The sequence below is a fragment of the Arthrobacter sp. AOP36-C1-22 genome, assembly GCF_052377515.1.
Lineage (GTDB): Bacteria > Actinomycetota > Actinomycetes > Actinomycetales > Micrococcaceae > Arthrobacter_H.
Genome location: NZ_JBQSWW010000003.1, coordinates 1 through 13,249, shown reverse-complemented (window position 1 = coordinate 13,249; position 13,249 = coordinate 1). Strand labels below are relative to the sequence as shown.

General features: G+C 67.3%; 13 protein-coding genes. 11 read left to right on the top strand and 2 right to left on the bottom strand.

The features are described 5' to 3' along the window. Nucleotides 1–16: 16 nt before the first annotated feature. The 4 genes from ACT3S6_RS02680 (at nt 17) to pdxS (ending at nt 4,594) form a co-directional block, all read left to right on the top strand. The gene (locus ACT3S6_RS02680) at nt 17–778 is read left to right on the top strand and encodes an SDR family NAD(P)-dependent oxidoreductase (RefSeq protein WP_444553625.1); all 762 of its coding nucleotides are present in this window, start codon (nt 17–19) and stop codon (nt 776–778) included. Between the two features lie 197 nt (nt 779–975). Further along, nucleotides 976–2,979 (top strand): threonine--tRNA ligase, encoded by a 2,004-nt coding sequence (gene thrS / locus ACT3S6_RS02675; protein WP_444553624.1) that lies wholly within the window; start codon nt 976–978, stop codon nt 2,977–2,979. A gap of 3 nt (nt 2,980–2,982) precedes the next feature. Continuing rightward, nucleotides 2,983–3,543, top strand: coding sequence for an HIT family protein (locus ACT3S6_RS02670; protein ID WP_444553623.1), 561 nt, complete (start codon nt 2,983–2,985; stop codon nt 3,541–3,543). A gap of 154 nt (nt 3,544–3,697) precedes the next feature. Further along, nucleotides 3,698–4,594 carry a pyridoxal 5'-phosphate synthase lyase subunit PdxS gene (gene pdxS, locus ACT3S6_RS02665; RefSeq protein WP_444553622.1) on the top strand — a complete coding sequence of 299 codons (897 nt, stop codon included), beginning with the start codon at nt 3,698–3,700 and terminating at the stop codon, nt 4,592–4,594. A 63-nt stretch (nt 4,595–4,657) separates the two neighbouring features. Here pdxS and ACT3S6_RS02660 read toward each other — a convergent pair whose 3' ends face one another. Then, nucleotides 4,658–5,368, bottom strand: a complete 711-nt coding sequence (locus tag ACT3S6_RS02660; RefSeq protein WP_444553621.1) for a GNAT family N-acetyltransferase — start codon at nt 5,366–5,368, stop codon at nt 4,658–4,660. After that, the gene (locus ACT3S6_RS02655) at nt 5,365–7,386 is read right to left on the bottom strand and encodes a M3 family metallopeptidase (protein WP_444553620.1); all 2,022 of its coding nucleotides are present in this window, start codon (nt 7,384–7,386) and stop codon (nt 5,365–5,367) included. Before ACT3S6_RS02655 ends, ACT3S6_RS02660 begins: the two co-directional genes overlap by 4 nt. Before the next feature lie 51 nt (nt 7,387–7,437). Here ACT3S6_RS02655 and ACT3S6_RS02650 point away from each other — a divergent pair, with 51 nt between their 5' ends. From ACT3S6_RS02650 to yajC, 7 genes are all read left to right on the top strand, one after another. Beyond that, nucleotides 7,438–8,670, top strand: a complete 1,233-nt coding sequence (locus ACT3S6_RS02650; RefSeq protein WP_444553619.1) for a CapA family protein — start codon at nt 7,438–7,440, stop codon at nt 8,668–8,670. A gap of 153 nt (nt 8,671–8,823) precedes the next feature. Continuing rightward, nucleotides 8,824–9,501: a pyridoxal 5'-phosphate synthase glutaminase subunit PdxT gene (gene pdxT / locus ACT3S6_RS02645; protein ID WP_444553618.1), complete on the top strand. Its 678-nt coding sequence runs from the start codon at nt 8,824–8,826 to the stop codon at nt 9,499–9,501. 2 nt (nt 9,502–9,503) lie between these two features. Continuing rightward, nucleotides 9,504–10,262, top strand: coding sequence for a YebC/PmpR family DNA-binding transcriptional regulator (locus ACT3S6_RS02640; protein ID WP_444553617.1), 759 nt, complete (start codon nt 9,504–9,506; stop codon nt 10,260–10,262). Nucleotides 10,263–10,268: 6 nt separating this feature from the next. Next, entirely contained in the window at nt 10,269–10,853 is a 585-nt protein-coding gene (ruvC, locus tag ACT3S6_RS02635; RefSeq protein ID WP_444553616.1) for a crossover junction endodeoxyribonuclease RuvC, read from the top strand. 110 nt (nt 10,854–10,963) lie between these two features. After that, nucleotides 10,964–11,587, top strand: a complete 624-nt coding sequence (gene ruvA / locus ACT3S6_RS02630) for a Holliday junction branch migration protein RuvA (protein WP_444553615.1) — start codon at nt 10,964–10,966, stop codon at nt 11,585–11,587. A gap of 9 nt (nt 11,588–11,596) precedes the next feature. After that, nucleotides 11,597–12,673 carry a Holliday junction branch migration DNA helicase RuvB gene (gene ruvB, locus ACT3S6_RS02625; RefSeq protein WP_444553614.1) on the top strand — a complete coding sequence of 359 codons (1,077 nt, stop codon included), beginning with the start codon at nt 11,597–11,599 and terminating at the stop codon, nt 12,671–12,673. A 131-nt stretch (nt 12,674–12,804) separates the two neighbouring features. Further along, the gene (gene yajC / locus ACT3S6_RS02620) at nt 12,805–13,221 is read left to right on the top strand and encodes a preprotein translocase subunit YajC (RefSeq protein ID WP_444553613.1); all 417 of its coding nucleotides are present in this window, start codon (nt 12,805–12,807) and stop codon (nt 13,219–13,221) included. Nucleotides 13,222–13,249: the final 28 nt, after the last annotated feature.

Here is a 13,249-nt window from a genome sequence, read left to right as displayed (position 1 = left end):
AATCAGAGGAGCAGCCATGGACAACCAACCAGTACGCAATCTCGAGGACAAGGTCACCATCGTCACCGGTGGCGCGGCGGGCATCGGCGGGGCCGTGACGCGCGCCTTCGTCGCCAGGGGCGCAAAGGTGGTGGCGGTCGACCTCAATGAGGAAGCCGGAGCAGCCATCGTGGAGGAATTCGGCCAGGCCGTGGAATTCGTCGCCGGCGATGTCTCCGATCCCGAGGTGGCGAAGGCGGCCGTGGCCCGCGCCGTGGACCGCTTCGGGCGTTTGGATGCCCTGGTCAACAATGCCCACGCCTCCAAACAAGGTTCCTTTCTGGAACACACCGATGCCATGTGGGACCTGTCCTTCAACACCGGGTTCTTCGCCACCCGGAACTTCATGCTGGCCGCCTACCAGGAACTGAAGAAGACCGGCGGCGCCGTGGTCAACTACGGATCCGGGGCCGGACTCGAAGGACAGCCGACCCAGGCTGCCTACGCGGCCGCCAAGGAGGCCATCCGCGGACTCAGCCGGGTCGTGGCGAACGAATGGGCCCCCGAGGGCATCCGGGTCAACGTCGTGTGCCCGATGGCCATGACCGAAGGCGTGGAGAACTGGAAGAAGAACTACCCGGAGATGTTCGCCGCCTCCGAGAAGAAGGTGCCGCTGGGACGCTTCGGTGACCCGGAGACCGACGTGGCCCCCATCGTCGCGTTCCTGTGCTCCGATGACTCCCGCTACATGACCGGACAGACCGTCATGGCCGACGGCGGGTCCATCAAGCTGCGCTGAATCCGTCGCGGTGTCGTGCTCCAGGACCTCCAGGGAGCACGAGGCGGGTGCACGACGGACGCGACCGGATTCCTGCGACGCCGCGGGAACCCGGTCGATTGGTTCGGCTGCGAACGAGTCGGTTAAGCTGGACCCGGCTGGCTGTGGTCACCGTATGCCACAAGTCATGAAGCCCCACCACGAATCAGGAGACCAACGTGTCAGAGCAGATCACCCTAAATGTCGACGGCGAACAGCGTGAGGTGACTGCTGGCACGACAGGGGCCGAGCTGTACTTCGAAGAGCGCAACGTCGTGGTCATGCATGTGGACGGCGTCCTCTGCGACCTGTCCCATGAACTCGAAGCCGGTACCACCGTCGAGCGGGCGACCATCGACTCCCCGGCAGGACTCGAAGTCCTGCGCCACTCCACCGCGCACGTGATGGCCCAGGCCGTGCAGCAATTGCGGCCCGAAGCGAAGCTGGGCATCGGCCCGTACATCACCGACGGCTTCTACTTCGACTTCGACGTCGAGGAACCCTTCACCCCCGAGGATCTGAAGACCCTCGAGAAGATGATGCTCAAGATCGTCAACCAGAACCAGAAATTCGCCCGCCGCGTGGTGACCGAGGACCAGGCCCGCGAAGCCATGGCCGCCGAACCCTATAAATTGGAGATCCTGGGCAAGTCCAGTGACGCCGACGCGGTCGGCGAGGGGGCCAACATCGAGGTCGGCGCCGGCGAGATCACCATCTACGACAACGTCGACCGCAAGAGCGGGGAGACCATCTGGTGCGATCTGTGCCGCGGCCCGCATCTGCCCAACACCAAGCTGATCTCCAATGCCTTCGCCCTGACCCGTTCCGCCGCCGCCTACTGGTTGGGCAACGAGAAGAACAAGCAGCTCCAGCGCATCTACGGCACCGCCTGGCCGACGAAGGCGGACCTGAAGGCCTACCAGGAGCGTCTGGCCGAGGCCGAACGCCGGGACCACCGCAAGCTCGGGGCCGAACTTGACCTGTTCTCCTTCCCCGATGAACTCGGTTCGGGCCTGCCGGTCTTCCATCCCAAGGGCGGCATCATCCGCCGTGCAATGGAGGACTACTCACGTAAGCGCCACGAAGAGGCCGGATACGAGTTCGTCTACACCCCGCATATCACCAAGGGCCACCTCTACGAGATCTCGGGGCACCTGGACTGGTACCGGGACGGCATGTTCCCCCCGATGCACGTCGACGAGGAACTGAACGAGGACGGGTCGGTGCGCAAGCCCGGCCAGGACTACTACCTCAAGCCGATGAACTGCCCCATGCACAACCTGATCTTCGCCTCGCGGGGACGTTCCTACCGCGAACTGCCGTTGCGGATGTTCGAATTCGGGTCGGTCTACCGCTACGAGAAATCCGGCGTCGTCCACGGGCTGACCCGCGTGCGGGGGATGACACAGGACGACGCCCACATCTACTGCACCCGCGAGCAGATGAAGGGCGAGCTGACCACCGCGCTGGAATTCGTCCTGGACCTGCTCAAGGACTACGGGCTGGACGACTTCTACCTGGAGATCTCCGATAAGGACCCGGAGAAGTACGTCGGCAGCGACGAAGCCTGGGAGGAAGCGACCCGCACCCTCGAGGAGGTGGCGACCGCATCGGGCCTCGAGCTGGTCCCCGACCCGGGCGGAGCCGCCTTCTACGGGCCGAAGATCTCCGTGCAGGCCCGCGACGCCATCGGGCGCACCTGGCAGATGTCCACCATCCAGCTGGACTTCAACCTGCCCGAGCGTTTCGACCTCGAATTCCAGGCGGCGGACGGCTCCCGTCAACGCCCCGTGATGATCCACCGGGCCCTCTTCGGCTCGGTGGAACGGTTCATGGGCGTGCTGATCGAGCACTATGCCGGGGCCTTCCCGGCCTGGCTCGCCCCGGTGCAGGTGCTCGGCGTCCCGGTGGCCGAGGCGTTCAACGACTACGTCCAGGACATCGTCGCCCAGCTCAAGGCCCGCGGCATCCGTGCCGAAGCCGATCTGGGGACCGAACGGTTCCCGAAGAAGATCCGCAACGCGTCCAAGGACAAGATCCCCTTCACCCTGATCGCCGGGGGAGAGGACGCCGAGGCAGGCGCCGTCTCCTTCAGGTTCCGTGACGGGAGCCAGGACAACGGGGTGCCGGTGGCCGAGGCCATCGAGCGCATCGTTTCCGCCGTGCAGAACCGGGAGGCGTAGTTGATGGGGACCCCGGAACACGACGAGGACATCACCGACGACTTCGAACTGGCCGGGGTCCCGGATTCCTTCCAACGCCTGTGGACGCCCTATCGAATGGCCTACATCAAACAGGGCCAGGGGCAGGTTAAGAACGAAGAGGACTGCCCTTTCTGCACCGGGCCCCAGCGCAGCGACGAGGAATCGTTGATCGTGCACCGGGGCAAGACGATGTTCGTGGTGCTCAACCTCTTCCCCTACAACTCCGGGCACCTGCTGGTGTGCCCCTACCGCCACGTCCCGGACTACACGGATCTGACCGTGGAGGAAACCGCCGAAATGGGGGCGGCAGCCCAACAGGCGATGCGTGTGCTGCGGGCGGTGGCGAACCCGTCGGGCTTCAACCTGGGCATGAACCAGGGGGTGGCCGGCGGGGCGGGCATCGCCGCGCACCTGCATCAGCATGTGGTCCCGCGGTGGAGCGGGGACGGGAACTTCTTCCCGATCATCGCCCGGACCAAAGCCATCCCAGCGGTCCTGGGGGACATCCGTCAGGACATCGCCGACGCATGGGACCAGGGCTGAGCTCGACCGCGAGCACCAGTGGTGCTACATCATCGGCGCCGCGGTGGCGCCGAAGCACGCCCATCGCTGACCGGTGGCGTCATCGGGGGCGGTGATCACCGGCACACTGGCTTAGGATGGAGCGTACTTTCCCCCCGTTTTGAAAGGACCATACGTGTCCAGCACTGAGAACACCACCGGCAGTCCCCGGGTCAAGCGTGGCATGGCCGATATGCTCAAGGGCGGCGTCATCATGGATGTCGTCACCGCAGAGCAGGCCCGAATCGCTGAGGATTCCGGCGCCGTCGCCGTCATGGCCCTGGAACGGGTTCCCGCCGACATCCGCGCCCAGGGCGGGGTCTCGCGCATGTCCGACCCCGATATGATCGACAGCATCATCGACGCCGTATCGGTTCCGGTCATGGCCAAGGCCCGTATCGGCCACTTCGTGGAAGCCCGGGTCCTGCAGTCCCTCGGGGTCGACTACATCGACGAATCGGAAGTCCTGACACCGGCCGACTACGTCAACCACATCGACAAGACGGACTTCACGGTCCCCTTCATCTGTGGTGCCACCAACCTGGGGGAGGCCCTACGCCGCATCAACGAGGGTGCTGCCATGATCCGTTCCAAGGGTGAAGCCGGCACGGGGGACGTCTCCAACGCCACGGGGCACATGCGCAAGATCCGCGCCGAGATCGCGAAGCTGTCCTCGATGCCCACGGACGAGCTCTACGTGGCCGCCAAGGAGCTGCAGGCACCCTACGAACTGGTCAAGGAAGTCGCCGAGGCGGGCAAGCTGCCCGTCGTGCTCTTCACCGCCGGCGGCATCGCCACCCCGTCGGATGCCGCGATGATGATGCAGCTTGGCGCCGACGGCGTGTTCGTCGGCTCAGGCATCTTCAAGTCAGGCAACCCGGCCCAGCGGGCCGCAGCCATCGTGAAGGCCACCACCTTCCACGACGACCCCTCCGTCATTGCCCAGGCCTCCCGCGGGCTGGGCGAGGCCATGGTCGGCATCAACGTGGAGGAGCTGCCCGAACCGCACCGCCTCTCCGAGCGCGGCTGGTAAACCCTCCTGAGCTGAAACGGACGGCTGGCCACTCATCCCGAGTGGCCGGCCGTTCGTGTCTTCCTACTGCACCAGATGGCGTCCCTTGCCCAGCAGCTCGAGGCCGTTGGTGCGGAAGAAGGCCGACGCCCCGGGGGTCGAAGCCGCCAGGACCTGGCCCGAACCTTCCTCGGAGTCGAGCCGTTCGACCAGGGCCCCCAGCAGGGCCGTTCCGGCCCGCTGACGCCGCCAGGAGCGGCCGACCGCCAGGGACTGGATCGACAGGTCCCCGCCGTCATGCAATTGACCGAACCCCCGTCCCGCCAGCGTTACGTCGGCGCCCCGGGCCACGGCCTGCTCGATCCGGCGCCCCGGTTGCAGGACCGCCAGTTCTTCCCGGTCGGCCCCGGTGGCCTCGGGCAGGGTGGAGGATAGTTCGACGCTGCCCTCCCACGGTTGGCCATCGCGGCCGGCTGCCGCCACATCTGCCGCGGACCCACCGTGCCAGAAGAGCGGGGGCGCGTCTCGGAAGCCCAGCTCGGTCAGGGCCTCGTCGCGGGCCGCGGCATTGAGGAAGACGTGGACTTCGCGGGCCCCCAGACGGGTTCCCTCCGCCAGTCCGGGGCGCAGCCCGGAGGCTTCGGGACGGGTGGGGAAGAGCAGGACCAACCGGGCCCGGGTCGGCTGATAGAGCCATTGGCAGCCGTGGGTGGAGAACTCCCGGCCACCGGTGGCCGCAGCCAGGGTCCGGTGCCAGTCGGCGAAGGCGCGCTGTGCGCCGGCTACGGTGCTCATTGGGCGGCCGCGTCCAGTCCGCGGCGCACCAGCAACGGCTGGAGCCGGGCTTCACGCCCGCGGAAGATCCCATAGGAGGCCAAAGGGTCCCGGGTATTGCCCCGGGCCAGGAGTTCATGGCGGAACCGGTCGCCGTTGGCCCGGGTCCCACCACCATTTTCGGTGAACCACTCCACCGTGTCGGCGTCGAGGACTTCACTCCAGATATAGGAGTAGTAGCCGGCGGAATAGCCGCCATCGAAGATGTGCTTGAAGTAGCCGGTGCGGTAGCGCGGGACGATGACCTCGGGGGAGAAGCCCGCCTCGCGCAGCACCCGGTCCTCGAACTCCAACGGATCCCCCGGATCCTCCCCGGCGGCCAGGGAATGCCATTCAAGATCCAACAGGGCCGCAGCCAGATATTCGGTGGTGGAGAAGCCCGCACCCCAGAGGCCCGCATCCTGGATCTTCTCCACGGCGCCGGCGGGCAGCGGTTCGCCCGTCTCGACGTGGAGGGCATATTTGGTGACGAGCTCGGCGTCGAACTGCCACATCTCGTTGACCTGCGAGGGATATTCGACGAAGTCGCGCGGCACCGAGGTCCCGGCGAGGGAAGGGTAGATCCCGTGGGCGAACAGCCCATGCAGGGCATGGCCGAATTCGTGGAACAGGGTCCGGCATTCATCGAGGGTCACCAGCGCGGGTTGGCCTTCGGCCGGGGCCGGGATGTTCAGGTTGTTGGTGACCACGGGCAGTTCGCCGAAGAGGGAGGCCCCGTCGCGGATGCTGTTCATCCAGGCACCGCCGGCCTTGGTGGGCCGGGCGAAGTAGTCGCCCAGGAACAGCCCCAACGTGCTGCCATCGGCGTCGGTGACCTCCCAGACCCTGACCTCGGGATGGTACACGGGCAGGTCGTGACGTTCGGTGAACTCCACCCCGTAGAGCCGCGTGGCTGCGGCGAAGACCCCCGCGTGGATGACCCGGTCCAGTACGAACCAGGGCTTCAACGCCGCGGCGTCCACGGCGTACTTCTCCCGCTGGACCCGGGCCGAATAGTAGGCGCGGTCCCAAGGGGCGAGTGGCCGTCCGGCCAGCTCGGCCATGGTCGCGGCCTCGGTGGCGGCATTGGCCAGGGCACCGGGGATGAGGCCGGCCAGACGTTCACGCACCGCCCCCACCGAGGGAGCGGTCTGGCCTTCGAGGACGTAGGCCGCGTGATGGTCATAGCCCAACAGGGCGGCCCGTTCGGCGCGCAACCGCGCCATGGAAGCGCCCAGCTCCAGGGTCCGGTTCGGTCCCTCCTGGCCACGTCGGGTGGAGGCCTCGAACAGCCGCCTGCGTGAGTCCTCCCGTTCCAACCGGGCCAGGGCCGGCTGCTGGGTCGGCAGGACCAGGGTCAACAAATAGCCGTGAAGATGTCCGGCCTCCGTGGCGGCACGGGCGGCCGAGGCGATCTCGGCGTCGGAGAGGCCCTCGAGTGCCTCGGCGGAATCGAAGAGCACCGCGGCGTCGTTCATCCCGGCCAACAACCGGGTCCCGTACCGGGTGGAGAGGGCGGAGATCTCCGCGTTCAGGGCCCGGAGGCGCTCCTTGCCCGCTTCATCGAGCCCGGCTCCCGCCTGGCTGAACCGGCGCAGCGTCTCGGAACTGAGGCGCTGGCGTTCGCCGTCGAGCCCACCGGCGGCTTCCACGGCGGACAGCCGGGCGTGGAGCTGCGCGTCGAGGTGCACGGCATCCTCGTGTTCGGTCAGCAGTGCCTGGATGTCGGCATCGACCTCCACGAGGTCGTCGGTGCCGTGGGAAGGCCTGACATTGGAGAAGGCCATGACCGCCCGGCGCAGGGTTTCCCCGCTGGTTTCGAAGGCTTCGGTGGTGTTGGGGAAGGTGGGCTCCTCGGTGGAGGAGGTGATGGCGGCGATGGCGGCCAGCTGCTCGGCGATGCCGTGTTTGACCGCTTCGACATAATCCTGCGCCGTCAGGAGATCGAACGCGGGCATTTCGAAGGGCAGCACGCTTTTGCTGAGCAGGGGATTCGTCATGAAGTCAGTTTTTCACACCTGCGGACCGGACGCGACGCCTACCATCGGAGGATGAGCCACAGATCGTTGCCGACCCGCCGGCGGGCCGCCGTCCGAGTAGCCGCCCTGGTGGCCTCGCTGATCCTGCTCTCGGGCTGTTCCGGCGCCGATACCTCCCAGCCGGCCGGGACGGGAACGACGCCGGCGAATGCGTCGGCCCCGGCGACGGCGGGCAGCGCCACGGCGACGACGACGGACGCGGAGGCCACCGGGCCGGACCCGACGCGCTCGTCCCGCGAGGAGGTCTCGGTGGTGGTGACCGGTGACGTGTTGCTCCACCCACCCCTGTGGGAACAGGCCAAGGAGGACGGTTCGGCCGCCACCCCCGACTTCGCCCCGCTGCTATCGGGTCTGGCGCCCTATCTTGCCGACGCCGATCTGGCGATCTGTTCGTTGGAGACCCCGGTCGGGACCGACAAGGGGCCCTATCGCGGGTACCCGTCCTTCGTGGTGCCCCCGCAGATCCTTCCGGCCCTGGTCTCCACCGGCTATGACGCCTGCACCACCGCCACGAACCATGCCGTCGACGACGGGACTTCCGGGGTCGAACGCACCCTGGACGCCCTGGATGAGGCAGGGCTGGAACATACCGGGACCTATCGCAGTGCCGCGGAGGCCAGGAAGCCGCTGATCCTGGAGACCGGGGGAATCCGGGTCGGCGTCGTGGCAGCCACCTACGGGCTCAACGGGTTGAGCGCCGACACCGACTGGAGGGTCGATCTCATCGACACCGACCAGATGATCGCCCGGGCCAGACAAGCCCGCAAGGCAGGCGCCGACGTCGTGCTGGCCGGGTTCCATGCCGGCGAGGAGTACTCGACACGCCCGACCACCGAACAAACCCATATCGCCCACACCCTGGCGGACAGCGGGGAATTCGATGCGGTCTATTCGCACCACACGCATTCGGTGCTGCCGTTGGAAAAGCGCGACGGGGTGTGGATCGCCTACGGGTTGGGCAACTCGGTGTCCGCCCATGCCACCGATCTGGCGGTGAACCGGGAAGGGGTGAGCCTGAAGCTGGACTTCGTGAAGGAGGGGGACCGGTGGACGACCTCGGCCCCGCGTTGGGTCGGACACATCATGGCCCAGGACCCGGTGCGCTGGTGTGCCCTGCCGGCGAAGACCCCGTGCACGACGGCGGGCGGTGATGCCGCTTCGCTCAAACGCACACGCTCGACCTTGAACGTCCTGGGCGCCGACGGGGACGGGGCCCGGCCCTGGCGCCCCGCAGCCTCCCCGTGACCAGCCCCGCAGCCTCCTCGTGACCAGGCCCGGGGCTGACGGTGCCTACCCGGTGGGCGGTCGGCCGGTGCGGGAACTATGCTGAAGCGTCCCATTTCCTCCGCCGCGGTGACGCGGTGCGACCCCGGCCCCACCCGGGAAAGGCGGTTCCACATGCTCAACGTCGGTGTCCTGGCCCTCCAGGGTGATGTCCGCGAACATGTGGCAGCATTGGAATCCGCAGGCGCCCGCGCCGTTGAAGTCCGCCGGGCCGAGGAACTGGCGGGGCTGGACGGGATGGTCCTGCCCGGAGGCGAATCGACCACCATCGACAAGCTCTCCCGCATGTTCGGGCTCTCCGCCCCGTTGAAGGAACGCATCGCCGACGGGTTCCCGGTCTTCGGTTCCTGCGCCGGGCTGATCCTGTTGGCCGATCGGATCCTGGACCCCTCCACCGACCGCCAAGGCGTGTCGCAGCAGAGCTTCGGTGGCATCGACATGAGCGTCAGGCGCAATGCGTTCGGCCGTCAGGTCGAGTCCTTCGAAACGGATCTGGCGTTCAAGGGACTGCCCGATCCACCCCGGGATGCCCGGTCTTCCGCCAGCGGACCCGCGGCGGCGGTGCGGGCGGTGTTCATCCGCGCCCCCTGGGTCGAATCGGTGGGCGAAGGGGTCGAGGTATTGGCCACGGTCCGGGTCCCGGCGGGCGGATCGGGCCCGGAGGCGGGAACGGACAGTAGAATCGTTGCAGTACGTTCGGGATCGCTGTTGGCGACGTCCTTTCATCCGGAAGTCACGGGGGAGCGCCGGATCCACGAACTGTTCATCCAGCTGATCAAGGGAGAAGCGTAAGCATGTCAGGCCACTCCAAATGGGCAACCACCAAGCATAAGAAGGCGGCCATCGACGCCAAGCGCGCGAAGTCGTTTGCCAAGCTCATCAAGAACATCGAGGTCGCAGCCCGTGCCGGCGGCGCCGATATGGCGGGCAACCCCGGCTTGGAAGTCGCCGTTGCCAAGGCGAAGAAGACCTCGGTCCCCAATGACAACATCGACCGGGCCGTCAAGCGCGGTGCCGGGCTGACCGGTGAGGTCATCGACTACGCCGAGATCATCTACGAAGCCCGCGGGCCGCAGGGTTCGGCACTGCTCATCGAATGCCTGACCGATAACAAGAACCGGGCCGCTTCCGAGGTGCGCCTGGCCATCAACCGCAGCGGCGGGACCGTCGCGGACCCGGGCTCGGTGGCCTACATGTTCACCCGCAAGGGCGTGGTCTCGGTGCCGAAGAACGATCTGACCGAGGACGATCTGCTCATGGCCGTGCTCGACGCCGGGGCCGAAGAAGTCAAGGAATCCCGCGACGGCTTCGAGGTGCATTGCGAGCCCACCGACCTGCAGGAAGTGGTCAAGGCGCTGGAGGAGGCAGGCATCGACTACGAATCCGATGAAGCCGAGTTCGTTCCCTCCATGCAGGTCCAGATCGATGCCGACGCCGCGCGCAAGTTCCTCAAGCTGGCCGATGCCCTGGAGGAACTCGACGACGTGCAGAACGTGTATTCGAATGCCGATCTCACCGATGAGGTCATGGCCGAGCTCGAAGCGGACGACTAGCACCCCATGGCGTTGCGTGTGGTCGGGGTCGACCCGGGGCTGACCCGCTGCGGTCTGGCCGTGGTCGACGTCGAACCCAACCGGCGGGCGTCCCTGGTCGACGTGAAGGTAGTCGGGACGACGCCGGACACCTCGTTGGACCAGCGCCTGCTGGCCATCGCCGAAGGCATCGATGCCTGGTTGGACCGGCATCGCCCCGACGTGCTGGCCGTGGAACGGGTCTTCAGCCAACTCAATGTCAGTACGGTCATGGGTACCGCGCAGGCCTCGGGGATCGTGATCGTCGCCGCGGCCCGGCGGGGCATCCCGGTGGCTCTGCATACCCCGACCGAGGTGAAGGCGGCCGTGACCGGAAGCGGTCAGGCGAGCAAGGCCGCCGTAGGCAAGATGGTGGCCAAGATCCTCCGCCTGGACGAACCACCCCGCCCGGCCGATGCCGCCGATGCCGCCGCCCTGGCCATCACCCATGGCTGGCGCGGGGCGGCCCCCGGTTCGCAGGCCTCCAGCGGGGTCACCGCCGGCTCCAGCGGGTTGACCCCCGCGCAACGCGCCTGGGCCGCCGCCGAAGCAGCGGCCCGCAAGCCACGCTGACCGGGTCGGTGGGCCCGGATCCGCGGCCCGACGGGTAAGGTATTCGTAGATATGTTCGGATGCCGCCCAGCGGTCACCGATCACAGGACGACGCCGGAGGAAGGCTTTTCATGATCAGTTCGCTCAACGGTGTGGTGAGCCATGTGGCCCTGAACAGTGCCGTCATCGAGGTCTCCGGATTCGGGATGCTCGTCCAGGCAACCCCGCAGACCCTCTCGGGTCTGCATGTGGGCCGCGAGGCCGTGGTGCATACCTCGATGGTGGTCCGCGAGGACTCCATGACGCTCTTCGGTTTCGCCGAGCCGGGGGAGCGGGAGGTGTTCGAGGTGCTGCTCTCCGTGGCAGGGATCGGTCCGCGGCTCGCCCTGGCCGTCCTGGCGGTCCATACCCCCGAAGACGTCAGGGTGGCCTCCGCCGAGGGGGACACGAAGGCCTTCTCCCGGGTTCCGGGCATCGGCCCCAAGGGCGCCCAGCGGATCGTGCTGGAACTGGCCGGCAAGCTCGCCCCCACCGGGGAGGCCACCACCACGGCCCAGGCCGCCACCGTACCGGCGTGGAAGGAACAGGTGCTCGAGGCCCTGACCGGATTGGGGTGGTCCGATAAGGACGCCGAAAAGGCTGTGGCGGCCACCGCCAAGGCCGAGCCCGAACTCGTGGCCACCGCCCAGGTGGGCAACATCCTCAAATCAGTTCTGCGCGACCTGGGCCGTGGCGCCTCGGCCGGCGGACGATAGGCTGGAACCATGACCGAGAACCAGCAGATCACCGCCTCCTCCTCGGAGCCGGAGGAGCGGGCGCTCGAGTCGGCACTGCGCCCGAAGAACCTGCATGACTTCGTCGGTCAACCCCGGGTCCGCCAGCAGCTCTCGCTGGTCCTGGAAGCCTCACGGATCCGCGAACGCTCCGCGGACCATGTCCTGCTGTCGGGCCCTCCGGGGCTGGGCAAGACGACCCTGGCGATGATCATCGCGGCCGAAATGAACGCCCCGCTGCGCATCAGTTCCGGCCCCGCGATCCAGCATGCCGGGGATCTGGCCGCCATTCTTTCCTCGCTGACCGAAGGCGAAGTCCTGTTCCTGGACGAGATCCATCGCATGAGCCGTCCCGCCGAGGAGATGCTCTACATGGCCATGGAGGACTTCCGCGTCGACATCGTCGTGGGCAAGGGGGCCGGAGCCACGGCCATCCCCCTGGAGATCCCGCCGTTCACCCTGGTCGGGGCCACGACCCGTGCCGGTCTGTTGCCCGGGCCGCTGCGTGACCGGTTCGGCTTCACCGGGCACCTGGAGTTCTATGCCACCGAGGAACTCGAGCTGGTCCTGCGCCGTTCGGCCATGCTCATGGACATGTCGGTGAACTCCGCGGCCTTCGCCGAGATCGCCCTGCGTTCGCGCGGTACCCCCAGGATCTCCAACCGTCTGCTCCGCCGGGTCCGGGACTGGGCCCTGGTCCACGGGATCGAACAGATCGATGCCCGGGCCGCCTCCGCGGCCCTGGACATGTATGAGGTCGACTCCAAGGGCCTGGACCGGATGGACCGCAACGTCCTCGAGGCCCTGTGCACCAAATTCGCCGGAGGACCGGTGGGCCTGTCGACCCTGGCCATCGCCGTCGGACAGGAGACCGAGACGGTGGAAACCGTCGCCGAACCGTATCTGGTCCGTGAGGGCCTGCTCGGGCGGACGCCACGCGGGCGGATCGCCATGCCCGCCGCCTGGGAACATCTCGGATTGGCCATGCCCGCCCATGCGGTCCACTACGATGGCGCGGCCGGTCAATTCGGTCGCCAGGACCCCTCCGGGAACCCCGCCGGCAGCTGAGCCGGAGGGCGGGAATCGGCTCCGCGGTCACCCAACGTCCAGACTGGACCTATACAATAGTGACTTGCCCTCCGTGGGCGTTGTCGAAAACGCCCTCCGGAAGTCCCCGGAACAGAAACAGGTAGTAACTCTTGACCTCCACCGTAATTGCCCAGGCGGACCAGCCGTCGGGCTTCGACCCGATGACCCTGATCCTCATCCTGGCCTTCGCCTTCCTGATCTTCATGATGTTCCGCGGACGCAAGAAGGCACAGAAGAAGCAACAGGAGCTCCGGTCGCAGCTGGCCGTCGGATCCGAGGTCATGACCAACTTCGGACTGTTCGGAACGGTCGCGGCGATCGACACCGATGACAACAAGGTCATCCTGGAGATCTCCCCCGGAACCACCGCCACGGTCCACGCCCAGGCCATCGCCAAGGTCATCCCCGTCGCGGAGCCCGGCAACGATGCCGAGCTGTCGACCGATGAGGCCCAGTCGACCGCAGGGGAAACCCCCGAGGAGACCCTGCGTCGCCTCGATGGCGAAGGCAAGAACGAGAACGACTAGATGCACCGCGGCGGGGGGGGGGGGGGGG

Excerpts from the sequence above, each read along its gene's own strand:
- ACT3S6_RS02660 (WP_444553621.1), bottom strand. The coding sequence starts at position 5,368 with ATGAGCACCGTAGCCGGCGCACAGCGCGCCTTCGCCGACTGGCACCGG.
- ACT3S6_RS02670 (WP_444553623.1), top strand. The coding sequence starts at position 2,983 with ATGGGGACCCCGGAACACGACGAGGACATCACCGACGACTTCGAACTG.
- ruvB (WP_444553614.1), top strand. The coding sequence starts at position 11,597 with ATGACCGAGAACCAGCAGATCACCGCCTCCTCCTCGGAGCCGGAGGAG.
- ruvA (WP_444553615.1), top strand. The coding sequence starts at position 10,964 with ATGATCAGTTCGCTCAACGGTGTGGTGAGCCATGTGGCCCTGAACAGT.
- ACT3S6_RS02655 (WP_444553620.1), bottom strand. The coding sequence starts at position 7,386 with ATGACGAATCCCCTGCTCAGCAAAAGCGTGCTGCCCTTCGAAATGCCC.
- ACT3S6_RS02640 (WP_444553617.1), top strand. The coding sequence starts at position 9,504 with ATGTCAGGCCACTCCAAATGGGCAACCACCAAGCATAAGAAGGCGGCC.
- ACT3S6_RS02650 (WP_444553619.1), top strand. The coding sequence starts at position 7,438 with ATGAGCCACAGATCGTTGCCGACCCGCCGGCGGGCCGCCGTCCGAGTA.
- ruvC (WP_444553616.1), top strand. The coding sequence starts at position 10,269 with ATGGCGTTGCGTGTGGTCGGGGTCGACCCGGGGCTGACCCGCTGCGGT.
- ACT3S6_RS02680 (WP_444553625.1), top strand. The coding sequence starts at position 17 with ATGGACAACCAACCAGTACGCAATCTCGAGGACAAGGTCACCATCGTC.
- pdxT (WP_444553618.1), top strand. The coding sequence starts at position 8,824 with ATGCTCAACGTCGGTGTCCTGGCCCTCCAGGGTGATGTCCGCGAACAT.